The organism is Streptomyces sp. NPDC059850 (genome assembly GCF_042731515.1).
Classification (GTDB): domain Bacteria; phylum Actinomycetota; class Actinomycetes; order Streptomycetales; family Streptomycetaceae; genus Streptomyces.
In genome coordinates, this window is sequence record NZ_JBHWJI010000048.1 from 1 (window position 1) to 18,710 (window position 18,710).

An 18,710-nucleotide genomic window follows, 5' to 3' on the forward strand; every position below is an offset into this window, starting at 1 on the left:
ATCGTCTGCAGCGTCAGTTTTTTATAAGAGACACACCATAAATCGTCGGCAGCGTCATTTGTGTATAAGAGACAGCCCCCGCTACCTGTACATCGGCTTCCGGAAGTACCCACGGAGGCTGGGGGACGGCGGGGGGAGGGGTGGCGGCACCCGTCCCCGCGCCGTCCCCTTACCATGGGGTGAGCCGTGGCGTAAGCAGCCCGGCGGAAAGGCGCGCCGGATCAAGGAGCGCGCAGCCACCCACGAAACCGGGAGAAGCGCGCTCGTATGCCCACGCGCCACGACATTCGTAACGTCGCCATCGTCGCTCACGTCGACCATGGCAAGACGACCCTCGTCGACGCCATGCTGAAGCAGGCAGGTGCGTTCGCCGCGCATCAGCAGGTGGACGACCGGGTCATGGACTCCAACGACCTGGAGCGCGAGAAGGGCATCACCATTCTCGCGAAGAACACCGCCGTGAAGTACCACCCGGCGGACGGCAGTGACCCTGTCACCATCAACATCATCGACACCCCCGGCCACGCCGACTTCGGTGGCGAGGTCGAGCGCGGCCTGTCCATGGTCGACGCCGTGGTGCTGCTGGTGGACGCCTCCGAGGGCCCGCTGCCGCAGACCCGCTTCGTGCTGCGCAAGGCGCTGCAGGCCAAGCTGCCGGTCATCCTGTGCATCAACAAGACGGACCGCCCGGACTCCCGGATCGACGACGTCGTCAACGAGGCGTACGACCTGTTCCTGGACCTGGACGCGACCGAGGAGCAGATCGAGTTCCCGATCGTCTACGCCTGCGCCCGTGACGGCATCGCCTCGATGACCAAGCCGGAGGACGGCACCGTCCCGGCCGACAGCGACAGCCTCTGGCCGTTCTTCGTCACCCTGCTGGAGACCGTCCCGGCGCCCGAGTACGACGCCGCCGCCCCCCTCCAGGCCCACGTCACCAACCTGGACGCGGACAACTTCCTCGGCCGTATCGCACTGCTCCGCGTCGAGCAGGGTGAGCTGAAGAAGGGGCAGACCGTCGCCTGGATCAAGCGCGACGGCACGATCTCCAACGTCCGCATCACCGAGCTGATGATGACCGAGGCGCTCACCCGCAAGCCCGCCGAGGTGGCCGGTCCCGGCGACATCTGCGCGGTCGCCGGTATCCCGGACATCATGATCGGCGAGACCCTGGCCGACCCCGAGAACCCGATCGCGCTGCCGCTGATCACCGTCGACGAGCCCGCCATCTCGATGACCATCGGCACCAACACCTCGCCGCTGGTCGGCAAGGGCGGCAAGGGCCACAAGGTCACCGCCCGGCTGGTCAAGGACCGGCTGGAGAAGGAGCTGATCGGTAACGTCTCGCTGCGCGTGCTGCCGACCGAGCGTCCCGACGCCTGGGAGGTGCAGGGCCGCGGTGAGCTGGCGCTGGCGATCCTGGTCGAGACGATGCGCCGGGAGGGCTTCGAGCTGACCGTCGGCAAGCCGGAGGTCGTCACCAAGGAGATCGACGGCAAGCTCCACGAGCCGATCGAGCGGCTGACCATCGACTCCCCCGAGGAGCACCTCGGCGCCATCACCCAGCTGATGGCGACCCGCAAGGGCCGCATGGAGACCATGACCAACCACGGTTCCGGCTGGATCCGCATGGAGTGGATCGTGCCGTCCCGTGGCCTCATCGGCTTCCGCACCGAGTTCCTGACCCAGACCCGCGGCACCGGTATCGCGCACTCCATCTTCGAGGGCCACGAGCCGTGGTTCGGCGAGCTGCGCACCCGTAACAGCGGCTCCCTGGTGGCCGACCGCTCGGGCGCGGTGACCGCGTTCGCGATGACCAACCTCCAGGAGCGCGGCGTGCTCTTCACCTCGCCGGGCACCGAGGTGTACGAGGGCATGATCGTCGGCGAGAACTCGCGCGCCGACGACATGGACGTGAACATCACCAAGGAGAAGAAGCTCACCAACATGCGGTCCTCGACCGCGGACGTGACCGAGTCCCTGGTGCCGCCGCGGCTGCTCTCGCTGGAGCAGTCCCTGGAGTTCTGCCGCGACGACGAGTGCGTCGAGGTGACCCCGGAGACGGTCCGCATCCGCAAGGTCGTCCTCGACCAGAAGGAGCGCGGCCGCGCCGCCTCGCGCGCCAAGCGCTAGTTTTCCGCCTCCGTACGCCCCGACAGCCCGGGCCTTCCGCTTCTTTCGCGGGGCCCGGGCTGTCGGGGTTTCAGAAGGGCGGCCGTCAAGGGGATATCCGGCGAGTGCCGTCCGGTTATCGGTGCTGAGGCTCCGCATGATGTGTTAACAGTCCGTTTCGCGCGTGTCTGTCTGTGACAGATTTGTCCGGATTCCGAAGCTCCGCGCGTAGATGATGTGACCAAAGCGAGACCCATAAGGTGTGGTTTACGGGGCTGGCGTGCTCAATCATGGGGTCCATTGAGCTCGGGTCAACGGGTCGCGCGCTGTGGGGAGTGCGGGCCTTCGAGCACATCTGGGGGGTCCGGTCCCTTTCGCTGTCAGGGGTGTCAGCGTGTCTCCGGGCACCCCTCTCGTAGCAGCAGAGGACTCCGGAGGAGGCAAACCCATGCGTGGTGCCAAGAGCGCCAAGTGGGTCGCGATGGCCGCTGTCGTGGCACTGGGCGCGACCGCTTGTGGCGGCGGCGGTGACAGCGGTGACAACGCCAACAAGAAGGTCGATCCCAAGGGGATCGTCAGTTACGCCAACGGTGAGCCGCAGAACTCGCTGATGCCGGCCAACACCATGGAGGCGTACGGCAGCGTCGTCATCGACTCCCTCTTCACGGGTCTCGTCGGCTACGACAAGTCCGGCAACATCACGTACGAGAACGCCGAGTCGGTCACGCCGAACGCCGACAACAGCGTGTGGACCGTCAAGCTGAAGCCGGGGTGGACCTTCCACAACGGCGAGAAGGTCACCGCCAAGTCCTATGTCGACACATGGAACTGGGACGCCAACCCGGCCAACGGCCAGCAGAACAGCGCCTGGTACCGGGACATCGAGGGCTACGACAAGGTCCACCCGGCGAAGGGCAAGGCCAAGGCCGAGACCATGTCCGGCCTGAAGGTCGTCGACGACAACACCTTCACCATCAAGCTGGCGAACCCGATCCCGTACTTCGCGTACAAGCTCGCCTACTCCTCCTTCTACCCGCTGCCCTCGGGTGCGCTGAAGGACCCGAAGAAGTTCGGGGAGAGCCCGGTCGGCAACGGACCGTACAAGTTCAAGACCTGGCAGCACAAGAAGTCGATCCAGGTCACCGCGTGGAACGGCTACAAGGGTGCCAGCAAGCCGAAGAACGGCGGCATCGACTTCAAGGCGTACACGACGCCGCAGTCCGCGTACAACGATCTGCGCTCGGACAACGTCGACACCATGCCGCTGGTGCCGGACAGTGAGCTGGCCAACTTCAAGTCGGACTTCGGCAAGCGCGCGATCAATACCGACTTCTCCGCGATCGACACGATCAACCCCGCCTTCTACACGAAGCAGTGGAAGAACATCGACGTCAAGGTCATCCAGGGCCTGTCGATGGCGATCGACCGCGAGACCATCGCCAAGACCACCTTCTTCGGCAACCGTGAGCCGGCCACCGGCTGGGTCGCCAAGGGTGTGAAGGGCTACCAGGCCGACGCGTGCGGCGACATCTGCAAGTTCAACCCGGCCAAGGCGAAGCAGCTGATCAAGCAGGGCGGCGGCGTCCCGGGTAACAAGATCTCGATCCAGTACAACGCCGACCAGCCGCACAAGGGCTGGGTCACCGCGACCTGCAACAGCATCACCAAGGCGACCGGCGTGAACTGCGTGGGCGACCCGGTCACCGACTTCCAGGCCGACACCGAGATCCGTGACCAGAAGAAGGTCAAGTCGATCTACCGCTCCGGCTGGGTGCTCGACTACCCGTTCAACGGCAACTTCCTGGCCGACCTCTACGGCACCGGCGTCGACGGCAACAGGGGCGACTTCTCCGACCCGAAGTTCGACGGACTGGTGAAGAAGGCCGACGAGGCCAAGAGCGTCGACGAGTCGGCGAAGCTGTACCAGGCCGCCGAGAAGGAACTGCGGAACTCGATGCCCGGCATCCCCATGTTCTACAAGAAGGTCAACTCGGCCTGGTCCAACAACGTGAAGAAGATCGAGTTCGACCAGGCCGGGGACCCGATCCTCTGGAACGTCGAGGTCTTCAAGAAGTAAGTCGCTACGGAGTATTCCGTCCCGCAGCGGCGTCCGGCGATACCGGGCGCCGCTGCGGGCGGCTCCGGAATGGACGGAGGCACCAATGGGGCGCTACGTCGCGAGGCGACTGCTCCAGATGATCCCGGTGTTCATCGGGACAACCCTGTTGATCTTCCTCATGGTCAACGTGCTCCCCGGCGATCCCATTCGGGCGCTGTGGGGTGACAAGCCGCCGGACCCCGCGCAGGTCGCGCAGATCCGGCACGACAGAGGTCTGGACCTTCCTCTGTGGCAGCAGTACCTGCACTACATGGGGGGTCTGTTCCAGGGAGATTTCGGCAGGACCATCGCCGGTAACCGGCCGGTCCTCGACGAGATCACGCAGGCGTTCCCGGTGTCGATCCGGCTCGCCGCCATGGCCTGGACCTTCGAGCTGGTCGTCGGCATCACCCTCGGCGTCATCGCGGGCATCCGGCGCGGCAAGGTCATCGACACCGCTGTCACGCTGTTCACCCTGATGGTCATCTCCGTCCCGATCTTCGTCATCGGTCTGGCGTTCCAGCTGTACTTCGGAAACCAGCTCGGGTGGATCACACCGACCGTCCAGGACTCCACCAACGTCGGTCAGTTGATGGTCCCGGCACTGGTGCTCGGCATGGTCGGTCTCGCGTACGTCGCCCGGCTGACCCGCACCTCGATCGCGGAGAACCGGTCCGCCGACTACATCCGCACCGCCACTGCCAAGGGTCTGCCGCGCAAGCGGATCATCACGGTGCACCTGCTGCGCAACTCGCTCATCCCCGTGGTCACTTACCTTGGCACGGACATCGGCAGCCTCATGGCCGGCGCCGTCGTGACGGAGGGCATCTTCAACGTGACCGGCGTCGGCAACCTGCTCTTCGAGGCGCTCGCACGCCGCGAGGGCGCGGTCATCGTCGGCATCGTCACCGTTCTGGTGCTCATCTATCTCCTCGCCAGCCTCCTCGTCGACCTGCTTTACGCGGTCCTGGACCCGAGGATCCGTTATGCCTGAACTGACTAAGTCCTCGTCCGCGAGCGAGGAAGCCGCCGAGGTCGTCGCGGGCACGCCCGTCACCACGGACGCCGGTCCGGGGCCCGAGAAGCCGCGCAGCCTCGGCGCCGACGCCTGGCGGGACCTGCGCCGCAACCCGCTGTTCGTGGTCTCTGGGTCGCTGATCCTGGTGATCCTGCTCGTCGCCGCGTTCCCCGGCCTGTTCACCAGCGCCAGCCCGACCACCGGCGACCAGGCCAACCACTTCCTGGGCAAGCCGAACCTCGGCCATGTCTTCCAGGAGGACTGGTTCGGCTACGACGGCACGGGCCGCAGCCTGTACGCGCGGGTGCTCTACGGTGCCCGCAACTCGATCATCGTCGGCCTCGGCGTGACGCTCCTCGTCACCCTCTTCGGCGGTCTGATGGGCATGCTCGCCGGCTACTTCGGCGGGTTCTGGGACAGCCTCATCTCGCGTCTGACCGACGTGTTCTTCGGTATCCCGTTCCTGCTCGGCTCGATGGTCGTGCTCAACTCGTTCACCCAGCGCACCGTCTGGGTGGTCACGGGTGCGCTGGCCTTCCTGGGCTGGACGCAGATCGCCCGCGTCATGCGCGGCGCGGTCATCACGACCAAGCACGCGGACTACGTCGTGGCGGCCAAGGCCCTGGGCGCCGGCACCAAGCGGATCCTGTTCCGGCACATCCTGCCGAACGCGATCGCTCCGGTGATCGTCGTCGCGACCATCTCGCTCGGCACGTACATCGTCGCCGAGTCGACGCTGTCCTACCTGGGTCTCGGGCTCGGTGACAACTCCATCTCCTGGGGCGGCGACATCTCGGACGGCACCCAGTTCATCCGAAACTTCCCGCACGTACTACTCTTCCCGGCTGGCGCCCTGAGCATCACCGTGCTGGCGTTCATCATGATGGGCGACGCCGTGCGCGAAGCCCTCGACCCGAAGCTGCGCTGAGGGAGGCGTACGTGACCATCATCGACATGCCTGCGGACGTCCCCGCTCCGCGCCCGGACGAGGGCAGCGGCCACAAGCTGCTCGACGTGCGTGATCTGCACGTCGAGTTCCATACGCGTGACGGCGTCGCCAAGGCCGTCAACGGAGTCAACTACAGCGTGGACGCGGGCGAGACGCTCGCCGTGCTCGGCGAGTCCGGTTCCGGAAAGTCCGTGACCGCGCAGGCGATCATGGGCATCCTCGACATGCCGCCCGGCAAGATCCCACAGGGTGAGATCCTCTTCCAGGGCCAGGACATTCTGAAGTTGTCCGCCGAGGAGCGCCGGAAGGTCCGCGGCAACAAGATCGCGATGATCTTCCAGGACGCGCTGTCCGCGCTGAACCCGGTGCTCTCCGTCGGCTACCAGCTCGGCGAGATGTTCCGGGTCCACCAGGGGCTGTCCAAGAAGGACGCCAAGGCCAAGGCCGTCGAGCTGATGGAGCGGGTCCGCATCCCCGCCGCCAAGGAGCGGGTGGGCGACTATCCGCACCAGTTCTCCGGCGGTATGCGCCAACGCATCATGATCGCCATGGCGCTGGCCCTGGAGCCGGACCTGATCATCGCCGACGAGCCGACCACCGCGCTCGACGTGACCGTCCAGGCCCAGGTCATGGAGCTGCTCGCGGAGCTTCAGCGCGAGTACAACATGGGACTGATCCTGATCACCCATGACCTGGGCGTGGTCGCGGATGTCGCCGACAAGATCGCGGTGATGTACGCGGGCCGGATCGTGGAGACCGCCCCCGTACACGAGCTGTACAAGCGCCCGGCCCACCCGTACACCAAGGGACTGCTCGACTCGATCCCGCGGCTGGACCACAAGGGCCAGGAGCTGTACGCGATCAAGGGCCTGCCGCCCAACCTGCTCAAGATCCCGACCGGTTGCGCCTTCAACCCGCGCTGCCCGAAGGTCCAGGACATCTGCACCACCGAGGTCCCGGCGCTGGCCGCGGTGGCGGAGCAGGACGGCACCGCGCTTCCGGGCCGCGGCAGCGCGTGCCACTTCTGGAAGGAGACGATCCATGGCTGAGACGGAGAAGAACGACAAGGCCGTGGACACTTCCAAGGACGCCGCCAAGGACGCCTCCAAGGGCACGGACGCCACGCCCAGTGTCACCGAGGTGACGACGGTCGAGGTGGCCACCGAGGACGAGGCGGTCGCGGCGCTCGACGCACAGGTCGACCGGGGCGAGCCGATCCTCCAGGTGCGCAACCTGGTCAAGCACTTCCCGCTGACCCAGGGCATCCTCTTCAGGAAGCAGGTCGGCGCGGTCAAGGCGGTCGACGGGATCTCCTTCGACCTCTACCAGGGCGAGACGCTCGGCATCGTCGGCGAGTCCGGCTGCGGCAAATCCACCGTCGCCAAGCTGCTGATGACCCTGGAGACCGCCACCGCGGGCGAGGTGTTCTACAAGGGCCAGGACATCACCCGGCTCTCCGGCCGTGCCCTGCGCGCCGTCCGCCGCAACATCCAGATGGTCTTCCAGGACCCGTACACCTCGCTCAACCCCCGGATGACGGTGGGCGACATCATCGGCGAGCCGTACGAGATCCACCCCGAGGTCGCGCCCAAGGGCGACCGGCGGCGCAAGGTCCAGGAGCTGCTGGACGTCGTCGGCCTCAACCCCGAGTACATCAACCGCTATCCGCACCAGTTCTCCGGCGGCCAGCGCCAGCGCATCGGCATCGCCCGCGGCCTCGCGCTCAACCCGGAGATCATCATCTGCGACGAGCCGGTCTCGGCGCTGGACGTGTCGGTGCAGGCGCAGGTCATCAACCTGATGGAGAAGCTGCAGGACGAGTTCAACCTGTCCTACATCTTCATCGCCCACGACCTGTCCATCGTCCGCCACATCTCCGACCGGGTCGGCGTGATGTACCTGGGCAAGATGGCCGAGATCGGCACCGACGCCGAGATCTACGACCACCCGACGCATCCGTACACCCAGGCCCTGCTGTCCGCCGTCCCGGTGCCCGACCCGGAGGCGCGGGAGGGCCGGGAGCGGATCATCCTCACCGGCGACGTCCCTTCCCCGGCCAACCCGCCTTCCGGTTGCCGCTTCCGCACCCGCTGCTGGAAGGCCGAGGAAAAGTGCGCGAAGGAGGTGCCGCTGCTCGCGATCCCCGAGCGTTTCGCCGGTACGGACTCGCTCGCGGCGCACGAGTCGGCGTGCCACTTCGCGGAGGAGAAGGACGTGGTGCACGCGTAGCCCGCGTATCACGTGAGGGAGGGCGCCCGGCCACCGGCCGGGCGCCCTTCGGCGTCTCCCGGCCCGGCCCGCCGCCCCGCTGTTGAATCGATTAAAGATATGGAACAGGCTCTTGAATCGCGGGGAACGATAGGCCACAGTGGCATAGAAAGCGCTTGCCGAGCGCGGGACGTACCGCTCGGCTCGCGCTTTGCCAATGCCACCGGGCCGCTGCCACGGACAGCGGTCACCGGCGTGCGGGTCTCCCGGCCCTGGGGTGTGATGAGGGCCTGAGACGGATCTTGGAACGGGTCCTCGGGAGGCGCCATGCGCGGAGCCCAGCGCGTCATGCGGACACGGTGTGTGCTGTGCGCCCTGTGCGTGGCCGCCGTCCCGGCCGTCGCGGGCTGCGGCGGTGATTCCGGTTCGTCCGAGGGCATCGTCCGCTCCTCCTGGGGCGATCCGCCGAATCCGCTGGAGCCCGCCAACACCAACGATGTCCAGGGCGGCAAGGTCCTCGACATGATCTTCCGGGGGCTCAAGCGGTACGACCCGGCGACCGGTGCGGCCAAGGACGCGCTCGCGGAGCGGATCACCACCGACGACCAGCGCACGTACACCGTCACCATCAAGAAGGACCGGCGGTTCGGCAACGGCGAGAAGGTCACCGCCAAGTCCTTCACGGACGCCTGGAATTACGGCGCCCTGCTCGACAACAAGCAGCGCAACGCCTACTTCTTCGAGTACATCGAGGGGTACGACAAGGTCCACCCCGCCACCGGCCGCCCCACCGCCCGCACCCTCTCCGGGCTGCGGGTGACGGGGGAGCGGACCTTCACCGTCCGGCTCACCCAGAAGTTCTCGTCCTGGCCCAAGACGCTCGGCTACAACGCCTACGCGCCGCTGCCCCGGGCCTTCTTCGAGGACCACGAGGCCTGGCTGAAGAAGCCCGTGGGCAACGGCCCGTACCAGGTGGCGTCGTACGACAAGGGCGCGGTCATGAAGCTGCGCGCCTGGGGCGGCTACCGGGGTCCCGACAAGGCCCGTAACAAAGGGGTCGACCTCCGCGTCTACACCGACAGCAACACGGCCTACACCGATCTCCAGGCGGGCAATCTCGATCTGGTGGACGATGTCCCGGCCCAGCAGCTGAAGTTCGTCCGCTCCGACCTCGGCAACCGCTACATCAACCAGCCCGCCGGGATCATCCAGACCCTCACCTTCCCGATGTACGACAAGGCGTGGAGCGGGCCCGCCCGGGCGAAGCTGCGCCGTGGCATCTCCATGGCGATCAACCGCGCCCAGATCACCGACCGGATCTTCCGCGGCACCCGCACCCCCGCCACCGACTGGACCTCCCCGGTGCTGCGCCGCCAGGGCGGCTACCAGCCGGGGCTGTGCGGGGACGCCTGCTCGTACGACCCCGAGCGGGCGCGGAAGCTGATCGCGGCGGGTGGCGGGCTGCCCGGCGGCCGGATGACGATCACGTACAACGCCGACACCGGCTCCCACAAGGACTGGGTCGACGCCGTCTGCAACAGCGTCAACACCGTGCTGCGCAGCGACCGGGCGTGCGTCGGCAAGCCGGTCGGCACCTTCGCCGACTACCGCAACAAGATGGCCGGGAAGCGGATGACCGGACCCTTCCGGGCGGGCTGGCAGATGGACTACCCGCTGATCCAGAACTTCCTGCAGCCGCTGTACTACACCGACGCCTCCTCCAACGACGGCCACTGGAGCGACACCGGCTTCGACCGGCTGGTGAACCAGGCCAACGCGGCGTCCGCCGACGGGGCGTCCATCACCGCCTTCCAGGACGCCGAGAAGATCCTCGCCCGGCAGATGCCCGCCATTCCGCTCTGGTACCAGAACGGCAGCGCGGGCTACGCGCCCCGGCTGCGCGAGGTGACCCTGAACCAGTTCAGCGTCCCCGTATACTCCCAGATCAGGGTCGGCTGAGCCATGGGCCGCTATGTGCTGCGGCGGCTGCCGCAGATGATCCCGGTCTTCCTCGGCGCCACGTTCCTGATCTTCTTCATGGTCTACGCGCTCGGCGACCCGGTCGCCGCCCTGTTCGGAGACAAGGCCCCCGACCCGGCCACCGCGGCCCGTATCCGCGAGGACCTCTACCTCGACGAACCGCTGTGGAGCCAGTACGTCCACTACATGGGGCAGGTCTTCGGCGGCCAGTTCGGCACCGCCTTCAACGGCCAGCCGGTCACCGAGCTGATGGCCGAGGCCTTCCCCGTCACCCTGCGGCTCACCATCGTCGCCATCGTCTTCGAGATGGCGCTCGGCGTCACCCTAGGCGTGCTCAGCGGACTGCGCCGGGGCCGGGGGCTGGACACCTCGGTGCTGCTGCTCACCCTGGTCGTGGTCTCCATCCCGACGTTCGTCAGCGGCACCGTGCTGCAGTACGTGTTCGGCGTGGAGTGGGGCTGGGCCCGGCCGTCCGTCGCCCCCGAGGCGCCGTTCACCGAACTGCTGCTGCCCGGGGTGGTGCTGGGGCTGGTGTCCCTCGCGTACACCACCCGCCTCACCCGCACCTCGCTCGTCGAGAACGCCCGCGCCGATTACGTCCGTACCGCCGTCGCCAAGGGGCTGCCGCGCCGCCGGATCGTCGTCCGGCATCTGCTGCGCACCTCGCTGATCCCGGTGGTGACCTTCATCGGCACCGATATCGGCGCGCTGATGGGCGGGGCCATCGTCACCGAGCGGATCTTCAACATCCATGGCGTGGGCTACCAGCTCTACCAGGGCATCCTGCGCCAGAACTCGCCGACCGTGGTCGGCTTCGTCACCATCCTGGTGATCGTCTTCCTGCTCGCCAATCTGCTCGTCGACCTCCTCTACGCCGTGCTCGACCCGAGGATCCGGTATGCCTGAGCCCTTTGAGCCCCTTGAGCCCCTTGAGCCCCTTGAACCCCCTAAGGCGTCATCCGATATCGCCGTCACCGGCACCGCGACCCTGGAGGGCGGGCCGCGCGGCCGTCCGTGGCTGCGCCGCCCCCTGCCGGGCCTGCGGTTGCGCGCCGCCGGGCGCCCGGCCCCCGGCGGCGGCCCGGCGCCCGGGGCGCGCGGGCTGTGGTCCGACGCCTGGCACGATCTGCGCCGCAACCCCGTCTTCGTCGTCTCCGCGCTGGTCATCCTCTTCCTCGTGACCATCGCGGTGTGGCCGCAGTTGATCGCGGACGGCAATCCGTACCAGGGCAACCTGGCCAAGGCGCAGGACGGCCCCGCCCCCGGCCACCCCTTCGGCTTCGACCTCCAGGGCCGGGACGTCTACACCCGCACCGTCTACGGCGCCCGCGCCTCCATCACCGTCGGCATCTGCGCGACCGCCGGAGCGGCCCTGCTCGGCAGCGTGCTGGGCGGCCTCGCCGGGTTCTTCGGCGGCTGGTGGGACGGGCTGCTCTCGCGGATCGCCGATGTCTTCTTCGGCATCCCGATCCTGCTCGGCGGGCTGGTCTTCCTGTCGGTGGTCACCAGCGGTTCGGTGTGGCCGGTGGTCGGCTTCATCGTGCTGCTGGGCTGGCCGCAGATCTCCCGTATCGCCCGGGGCGCGGTCGTCACCGTCAAGCAGCAGGACTACGTGCTCGCGGCGCGCACCCTCGGCGCGGGCAACGGCCGGATGCTGCTGCGGCACATCGCGCCCAACGCCGTCGCCCCCGTGATCGTCGTCGCGACCATCGCGCTCGGCACGTACATCGCGCTGGAAGCGACGCTGTCGTTCCTCGGCGTGGGGCTGAAACCGCCCACCGTCTCCTGGGGCATCGACATCTCGTCCGCGTCCACCCAGATCCGCAACGCCCCGCACATGCTGTTGTGGCCCGCGGCGGCGCTCAGCATCACCGTGCTCGCGTTCATCATGCTCGGCGACGCGGTGCGCGACGCCCTCGACCCGAAGCTGCGCTAGCCGTGACCCGGCTGCTGGACGTACGGGACCTGCGCGTCGCCTTCCGCACCCGGGACGGCGTCGCCGAGGCGGTGGGCGGGGTGAGCTACGCCGTCGACGCGGGGCGGACGCTGGCCGTGCTGGGTGAGTCGGGGTCCGGGAAGTCCGTGACCGCGCAGGCGATCATGGGCATCCTCGACACCCCGCCCGCCTTCGTCACCGGCGGCAAGGTCTTCTTCCAGGGCCGCGATCTGCTGACCCTGGGCCGCGAGGAGCGCCGCCGGATCCGTGGCGCCAAGATGTCGATGATCTTCCAGGACGCGCTGTCCGCCCTCAACCCGGTGATCCCGGTGGGCGCGCAGCTCGCCGAGATGTACCAGGTACACCGGGGCATGTCGCGCGGGGACGCCCGGGCGCGGGCCGTCGAGCTGATGGACCGGGTCCGCATCCCGGCCGCGAAGGCGCGGGCCGGGGACTATCCGCACCAGTTCTCCGGTGGCATGCGCCAGCGCATCATGATCGGCATGGCGATCGCGCTGGAGCCGGAGCTGATCATCGCCGACGAGCCGACCACCGCGCTCGACGTCACCGTCCAGGCCCAGGTCATGGATCTGCTGGCGGAGCTGCGCCGCGAGTACGCCATGGGGCTCATCCTCATCACCCACGACCTGGGCGTGGTCGCGGACGTCGCCGACACCATCGCCGTGATGTACGCGGGCCGGATCGTGGAGACCGCGCCGGTACGCGACCTGTACCGGCGCCCCGCCCATCCGTACACCCGTGGCCTGCTCGACTCCATCCCGCGCGTGGACCAGCGGGGCGGGAAGCGGGGCGGGCAGCGCGGCGGCGAGCTGTACGCGATCAAGGGGCTGCCGCCCAGCCCGCTCGCGCTCCCCCCTGGCTGCCCGTTCAACCCCCGCTGCCCGCGCGCCCGCGACCTCTGCCGTACCGACCGGCCGCCGCTGTACGAGGTGGCCGGTGACGGAGCGGTCGGACGGGCCAGCGCCTGCCACTTCTGGAAGGAGGAGCTGCATGGCCTCGACCCCCTCGACCCCCTCGGCACCGCCGGTACCGTCGGCCCCGTCGGCGGCTGACCCCGCCCCGCCCGTCCTGGAGGTACGCGGCCTCGCGAAGCTCTACCCGCTGACCCGGGGCGTGGTGGTGAAGCGGCGTACCGGCGCGGTCCGGGCGGTCGACACCGTCTCCTTCGACCTGCGGCGCGGCGAAACCCTCGGCATCGTCGGCGAGTCCGGCTGCGGCAAGTCCACCCTCGCCCGGCTGCTGGTCGGCCTGGAGCGGCCGACCGCCGGAACGATCCACTACCGGGGCGAGGACATCACGCGGCTGTCCGGGCGCGCCCTGCGCGCCGTCCACCGCAACATCCAGATGGTCTTCCAGGACCCGTACACCTCGCTCAACCCCCGGATGACGGTCGGGGACATCGTGGGGGAGCCGTACGAGATCCACCCCGAGGTCGCGCCCCGGGGCGACCGCCGTCGCGCGGTCCAGGAGCTGCTGGATGTCGTCGGCCTCAACCCCGAGCACATCAACCGCTATCCGCACCAGTTCTCCGGCGGCCAGCGCCAGCGCATCGGCATCGCGCGCGGCCTCGCCCTGCGCCCCGAGGTCATCGTCGCGGACGAGCCGGTGTCGGCGCTGGATGTCTCGGTGCAGGCCCAGGTGGTCAACCTGCTGGAACGGCTCCAGGACGAGTTCGGGCTCTCCTACGTCTTCATCGCCCACGACCTGTCGGTGGTCCGGCACATCAGCGACCGGGTCGCCGTCATGTACCTGGGCCGCTTCGCGGAGACCGGCACCGGCACCGAGATCTACGACCACCCGACGCATCCGTACACCCAGGCCCTGCTGTCCGCCGTCCCGGTCCCCGACCCCGAGGCCCCTGCCCCCCGGGCCCGCATCCTGCTGACCGGCGACGTCCCCTCCCCGGCCGACCCGCCCACCGGCTGCCGCTTCCGCACCCGCTGCTGGAAGGCAGCCGCCCGCTGCGCGGCGGAGGTCCCGGTGCTGGCGGTGCCGACGGGGCTGACGGGCGAGGCGGCGCACCCGTCGGCGTGCCACTTCGCGGAGGAGCGTGCTCCTGTTGGCTAGCGCGGAGCCGCCCGCTTACGATCCGCACCATGCCGCAGACCGATCTTCAGCGCGCCATCGACTTCCGTGCCCTCTTCGCCCGGCGCCAGTCTGCCGAGGTCAGGCCGGTGCCGGGTGGGTTCCTGGTGCTGGACGAGCGGTACGCGCTCTCGCACGAGCACAACCAGATCCACGTCGACGGGCCCCTCGACCCCGCCGCGCTCCCCGAGGCCGCCGACGCGGCCATGGCGGGGCTGGCGCACCGGCGGGTCACCGTCCACGACGACCGGCTCGGGCTCGCGTGCGCGCCCTCGATGGCCCTCGCGGGGTACGAGCACGACGTCGAGCTGGTGATGACCCACACCGGACCGGTGCCGGAACCGGCGCCCGGGCGCGGGAAGGCCGAGGAGCTGGACCTCGGGCCCGATCCGTACGGGCCGCTGTGGCGGGCGCTGGCGAACCAGCAGCGGCTGTGGATGCCGGACGCCGACGAGGAGACGGTGCGTCAGCTGGTGGGGCGGCGGGCCGCCCGGCGGAACGGGGCCGAGGACGTGCGGTTCGTGGCCGTGCACGACGACGGCGGCGAGGTCGCCTCCTGGGCGGACCTCTACCTGGAGCCCGCTGAGGGCGTCGCCCAGATCGAGGAGGTGGCCACGGCCGAGCACGCACGGCGCCACGGCTACGCCGACGCCGTGCTGTCCGGCGCCCTCCAGCGCGCGGCGGACGCGGGGTGCGCCCTGCGGTTCCTGGTGGCCGACGCCGAGGACTGGCCGCGCCACTGGTACGCCCGCCGAGGCTTCACCACCGTGGGCCGCACCCACGTCTTCTCGCGCTTCAGCTGACGGCGAGGAGTTCCAGCGTGTCGATCACGCGGTTCGAGAAGCCCCACTCGTTGTCGTACCAGGCGACGACCTTGATGTGGCGGCCGTCGACGCGGGTGAGGGCCGAGTCGAAGATCGCCGAGGCCGGATTGCCCGTGATGTCGGACGATACGAGCGGGTCGTCCGAGTACTCCAGGACGCCCGCGAGACGCCCCTCTGCCGCCGTGCGGTACGCCGCCAGCACGTCGTCGCGCGTCACGTCGCGGGCGACGGTCGTGTTGAGTTCGACGATCGAGCCCACCGGGACCGGTACGCGGATCGAGTCGCCCGACAGCTTGCCGTCGAGGTTCGGCAGCACGAGGCCGATCGCCTTGGCCGCGCCCGTCGTGGTCGGCACGATGTTGACCCCGGCGGCGCGGGCGCGGCGGGCGTCGCGGTGCGGGCCGTCCTGGAGGTTCTGCTCCTGCGTGTAGGCGTGCACCGTCGTCATGAAGCCGTGCTCGATACCGGCCAGTTCGTCCAGCACCGAGGCCAGCGGCGCGAGCGCGTTGGTGGTGCACGAGGCGTTCGAGACGACCGTGTGCGTGGCCGGATCGTACGCGTCGGTGTTGACCCCGTAGGCGAGCGTGACGTCGGCGCCGTCCGACGGCGCGCTGACGAGCACCTTCTTCGCGCCCGCGTCGAGGTGGGCGCGGGCGGCCTTGGCCGAGGTGAAGCGGCCGGTGGCCTCCAGCGCGACATCGACGCCGAGTTCGGCCCACGGCAGCCGCGCCGGGTCGCGCTCGGCCAGCACCTTGATGCGACGCCCGTCCACGACGAGGGCGTCCCCGTCGACGGTCACCGGGCGGCCGAGTCGGCCGGACGTGGAGTCGTAGGCGAGCAGCCGCGCGAGGGTGGCGGGCTCGGTGAGGTCGTTGACCGCGACGATCTCGAGTTTGGTGTCGCGTTCGAGCAGGGCGCGCAGCACGTTGCGTCCGATGCGGCCGAATCCGTTGATGGCGATGCGAGTCATGCCACCAGGATTCGTGCACGGCATCCGCCGTGGCAGTGGCGAGAGCGCCACTCTTCACAAGGATCGCGCCACCCGGCGGCGGGCTATTCGCCCAGCGTGAAGGTGCGGCGGTACTCCCTCGGTGTGGTGCCGAGGATGCGCTGGAAGTGGAGGCGCAGATTCGCCCCGGTGCCGAGACCGACGTCGGCGGCGATCTGCTCGACGCTCCGCTCCGAACGCTCCAGCAGCTCACGGGCCCTGTCGACGCGGGCGCGCATGACCCACTGCATCGGCGTGTACCCGGTGTCCTCGGCGAAGCGCCGCGAGAACGTGCGCGCGGACACCGCCGCGTGCCGGGCGAGCGCTTCGAGCGTGAGGGGTTCGCCGAGCCGGTGCAGCGCCCATTCGCGGGTGGCGGCGAACCGCTCGCCCAGCGGCTCGGGCACGCTGCGCGGCACGTACTGCGCCTGGCCGCCGCTGCGGTAGGGGGCCGCGACCAGGCGCCGGGCCGCGTGGTTCGACGCGGCCACCCCGAGGTCGCCGCGCAGGATGTGCAGGCACAGGTCGATGCCCGAGGCGGCACCGGCCGATGTCAGCACGCTGCCCTCGTCGACGAACAGGACGTTCTCGTCCACCCGAACGCGGGGATGCTTGGCCGCGAGCGCCCGCGTGTAATGCCAGTGCGTCGTGGCGCGCTTGCCGTCGAGCAGGCCCGTGGCGGCGAGCGCGAAGGCCCCCGTCGAGATCGCGGCGAGCCGCGCGCCCCGGTGGTGGGCCGCGAGCAGCGCGTCGATGACGGTCCGCGGCGGGTCGTCGCGGTCCGGGAACCGGTAGCCGGGAATGAAGACGATGTCGGCCCACGCGAGCGCGTCGAGCCCCTGGGCGACGTGGTACGACAGCCCGTCCCCGCCGGTCACGAGACCGGGCGCCGACCCGCACACCCGCACCTCGTACGGCATGCTCGCGCGGGTCGTGAACACCTGGGCGGGAATGCCGACATCGAGCGGCTTCGCGCCTTCGAGCACCAGGACGGCGACGCGACGCAGGCGGGAGGCTGACACGCGGAACAGGCTACGCGGGGGCGACCGCGTCGCCGATCGCGCCTCCCGTGGCCGTGCGGACGGCGTGTGCGATGCGTTCGGAGGCGTCGGCGAACTGCGCGGGGTCGGCGCCGTCGAGAAGGGCCGCGCCGATCTCCTCGTTGAAGACCCGGAGGGCGGCGGAGGCCGCCGCGGCGTGCAGGCGCACCTGGAGGTCGGTGGCCGGGTGTCCCAGCCGCTTCGCGATGATCTCGGCCATCTCGCGCTCCACCTGGTCGCAGGCCATCAGCCAGGCGGTACGCAGGGCCGGTTCCGTGTCGGCCAGCCGGATCATCCGTATCGCGAGCGCGGTGTCGGCCTGCTCGACGGCATCGGCCTCATGATGGAACCGGATCGCCTCCGTGGTGAAGCGCTCTTCGAGCGATTGGTGCGCGGGCCAGCCGCGCAGCGTGCGCATCTCCCATTCCACGCCCTGCGTCACGATGGGTTCGGCGCAGCTTTCCTTGCTGCGGAAGTGGCGCCAGATGGTGCGGGTGGACAGTCCCACCGCCTCGGCGATCTGGTCGCCGCTGGTGGCGTCCACGCCCTGTTCCCAGAACAGGCGGGACGCCTCCCGGGAGATCTCCAGGCGCAGCCGGTGACGCCGCTGCTCGCTCATCCCGCCCCCGCCACGCTTGGCCGTCGCCATGCCGGTCGCCTCCATCTGTGTCCCTGGCTGTGCACGAGTGTCATAACGACACTAAGTGACGTCCGGTGCCAGCGTCAGACCCGCTTGGCGGGCAGCAGGCCAATGGCCCTCAGCCGCTTGTTCGAGCGCCGCGCGGCCCAGGCGACCACCAGGAAGGCCAGGGCGAGCAGCGGGAAGCCCATGGCGATCTTGGCGAGACCCAGCGAGCCGACCTGGTCGGTCTCGTAGAAGTACTGCTGGACGGCGAACCGGGCGCCGAAGACGGCGGCCAGCACCAGGGTGGCGATGTCGTAGTAGAGCCGCGAGCGCTTGTCCGCGCGCCAGATGTGGCCCTTGCCGGTGGCCCCGTTCCAGACGACTCCGGCCAGCGGCCACCGCGCCAGGACGGAGAGCAGGAAGAGGACGGCACCGGCCAGGCTCGCCCAGATGCCGATGAGGAAGTAGTCCTTGGCGGAGCCGGTGAACCAGACGATACAGCCCGCCATCGCGACGCCGAGCACGCCGCCGACCGCGGGCTGCACCGACTCCTTGCGCGCCAGCCGCGCCACGCCGATGGCGACCGCGACGGCGAAGGCCGCGATGGTCGACGTCGTCAGCCCGCTGAAGTTGTGGGCGATGACGAACGCCAGCACCGGCAGTGCCGAGTAAACGACTCCCTTGGGGCCTCCCGCCTGGTCGAGGACCGAGGGCCGCCGCGTCGCGTGCTCTCCCTGCTCCGCATGTGTGTCGGGCTCTGTCTCCAGGGCGTTCTTGGTCGTCATGCTGGTCTGTCCTCCCCGAGGCATTGAGTCACTTAATGCTA

General features: G+C 69.3%; 16 protein-coding genes. 12 read left to right on the forward strand and 4 right to left on the reverse strand.

Going from position 1 to position 18,710, the window contains the following annotated elements; all coding sequences use genetic code 11:
* The first annotated feature begins 267 nt into the window (after nt 1-267).
* The 12 genes from typA to ACFV9T_RS31115 all read left to right on the forward strand — a co-directional run bounded on the left by typA (nt 268) and on the right by ACFV9T_RS31115 (nt 15,210).
* Nucleotides 268-2,133: a translational GTPase TypA gene (gene typA / locus ACFV9T_RS31060; RefSeq protein ID WP_385445775.1), complete on the forward strand. Its 1,866-nt coding sequence runs from the start codon at nt 268-270 to the stop codon at nt 2,131-2,133.
* Nucleotides 2,134-2,560: 427 nt separating this feature from the next.
* Nucleotides 2,561-4,189, forward strand: a complete 1,629-nt coding sequence (locus ACFV9T_RS31065; protein ID WP_385445776.1) for an ABC transporter substrate-binding protein — start codon at nt 2,561-2,563, stop codon at nt 4,187-4,189.
* A gap of 85 nt (nt 4,190-4,274) precedes the next feature.
* A complete protein-coding gene (locus tag ACFV9T_RS31070) occupies nt 4,275-5,204 on the forward strand; it encodes an ABC transporter permease (RefSeq protein WP_385445777.1) in 930 nt (309 codons plus the stop codon).
* A complete protein-coding gene (locus tag ACFV9T_RS31075) occupies nt 5,197-6,156 on the forward strand; it encodes an ABC transporter permease (RefSeq protein ID WP_385445778.1) in 960 nt (319 codons plus the stop codon). Before ACFV9T_RS31070 ends, ACFV9T_RS31075 begins: the two co-directional genes overlap by 8 nt.
* Nucleotides 6,157-6,182: 26 nt before the next feature.
* On the forward strand, nt 6,183-7,226 hold the full coding sequence (locus ACFV9T_RS31080; protein WP_385445843.1) for an ABC transporter ATP-binding protein: 1,044 nt from the start codon (nt 6,183-6,185) through the stop codon (nt 7,224-7,226).
* Nucleotides 7,219-8,406: an ABC transporter ATP-binding protein gene (locus ACFV9T_RS31085; protein ID WP_385445779.1), complete on the forward strand. Its 1,188-nt coding sequence runs from the start codon at nt 7,219-7,221 to the stop codon at nt 8,404-8,406. Before ACFV9T_RS31080 ends, ACFV9T_RS31085 begins: the two co-directional genes overlap by 8 nt.
* Nucleotides 8,407-8,712: 306 nt before the next feature.
* On the forward strand, nt 8,713-10,344 hold the full coding sequence (locus ACFV9T_RS31090; RefSeq protein WP_385445780.1) for an ABC transporter substrate-binding protein: 1,632 nt from the start codon (nt 8,713-8,715) through the stop codon (nt 10,342-10,344).
* Between the two features lie 3 nt (nt 10,345-10,347).
* On the forward strand, nt 10,348-11,271 hold the full coding sequence (locus ACFV9T_RS31095; protein ID WP_385445781.1) for an ABC transporter permease: 924 nt from the start codon (nt 10,348-10,350) through the stop codon (nt 11,269-11,271).
* Complete coding sequence (locus ACFV9T_RS31100; protein ID WP_385445782.1) at nt 11,264-12,301, forward strand: ABC transporter permease; 1,038 nt, start codon at nt 11,264-11,266, stop codon at nt 12,299-12,301. Before ACFV9T_RS31095 ends, ACFV9T_RS31100 begins: the two co-directional genes overlap by 8 nt.
* A gap of 2 nt (nt 12,302-12,303) precedes the next feature.
* A complete protein-coding gene (locus tag ACFV9T_RS31105) occupies nt 12,304-13,374 on the forward strand; it encodes an ABC transporter ATP-binding protein (protein ID WP_385445783.1) in 1,071 nt (356 codons plus the stop codon).
* Nucleotides 13,313-14,389, forward strand: coding sequence for an ABC transporter ATP-binding protein (locus ACFV9T_RS31110; protein WP_385445784.1), 1,077 nt, complete (start codon nt 13,313-13,315; stop codon nt 14,387-14,389). The genes ACFV9T_RS31105 and ACFV9T_RS31110 overlap by 62 nt, the downstream gene beginning before the upstream one ends.
* 29 nt (nt 14,390-14,418) lie before the next feature.
* On the forward strand, nt 14,419-15,210 hold the full coding sequence (locus ACFV9T_RS31115) for a GNAT family N-acetyltransferase (protein ID WP_385445785.1): 792 nt from the start codon (nt 14,419-14,421) through the stop codon (nt 15,208-15,210).
* On the opposite strand, the gene gap is transcribed toward ACFV9T_RS31115, so the two are convergent.
* The 4 genes from gap to ACFV9T_RS31135 form a co-directional block, all read right to left on the reverse strand.
* Nucleotides 15,203-16,201, reverse strand: coding sequence for a type I glyceraldehyde-3-phosphate dehydrogenase (gene gap / locus ACFV9T_RS31120; RefSeq protein ID WP_385445786.1), 999 nt, complete (start codon nt 16,199-16,201; stop codon nt 15,203-15,205). The two genes, ACFV9T_RS31115 and gap, sit on opposite strands and share 8 nt — an antisense overlap.
* 83 nt (nt 16,202-16,284) lie before the next feature.
* Complete coding sequence (locus tag ACFV9T_RS31125) at nt 16,285-17,241, reverse strand: GlxA family transcriptional regulator (RefSeq protein WP_385445787.1); 957 nt, start codon at nt 17,239-17,241, stop codon at nt 16,285-16,287.
* Between the two features lie 10 nt (nt 17,242-17,251).
* The gene (locus ACFV9T_RS31130) at nt 17,252-17,908 is read right to left on the reverse strand and encodes a TetR/AcrR family transcriptional regulator (RefSeq protein WP_385445788.1); all 657 of its coding nucleotides are present in this window, start codon (nt 17,906-17,908) and stop codon (nt 17,252-17,254) included.
* Between the two features lie 74 nt (nt 17,909-17,982).
* A complete protein-coding gene (locus ACFV9T_RS31135) occupies nt 17,983-18,669 on the reverse strand; it encodes a DUF3159 domain-containing protein (protein WP_385445789.1) in 687 nt (228 codons plus the stop codon).
* Nucleotides 18,670-18,710: the final 41 nt, after the last annotated feature.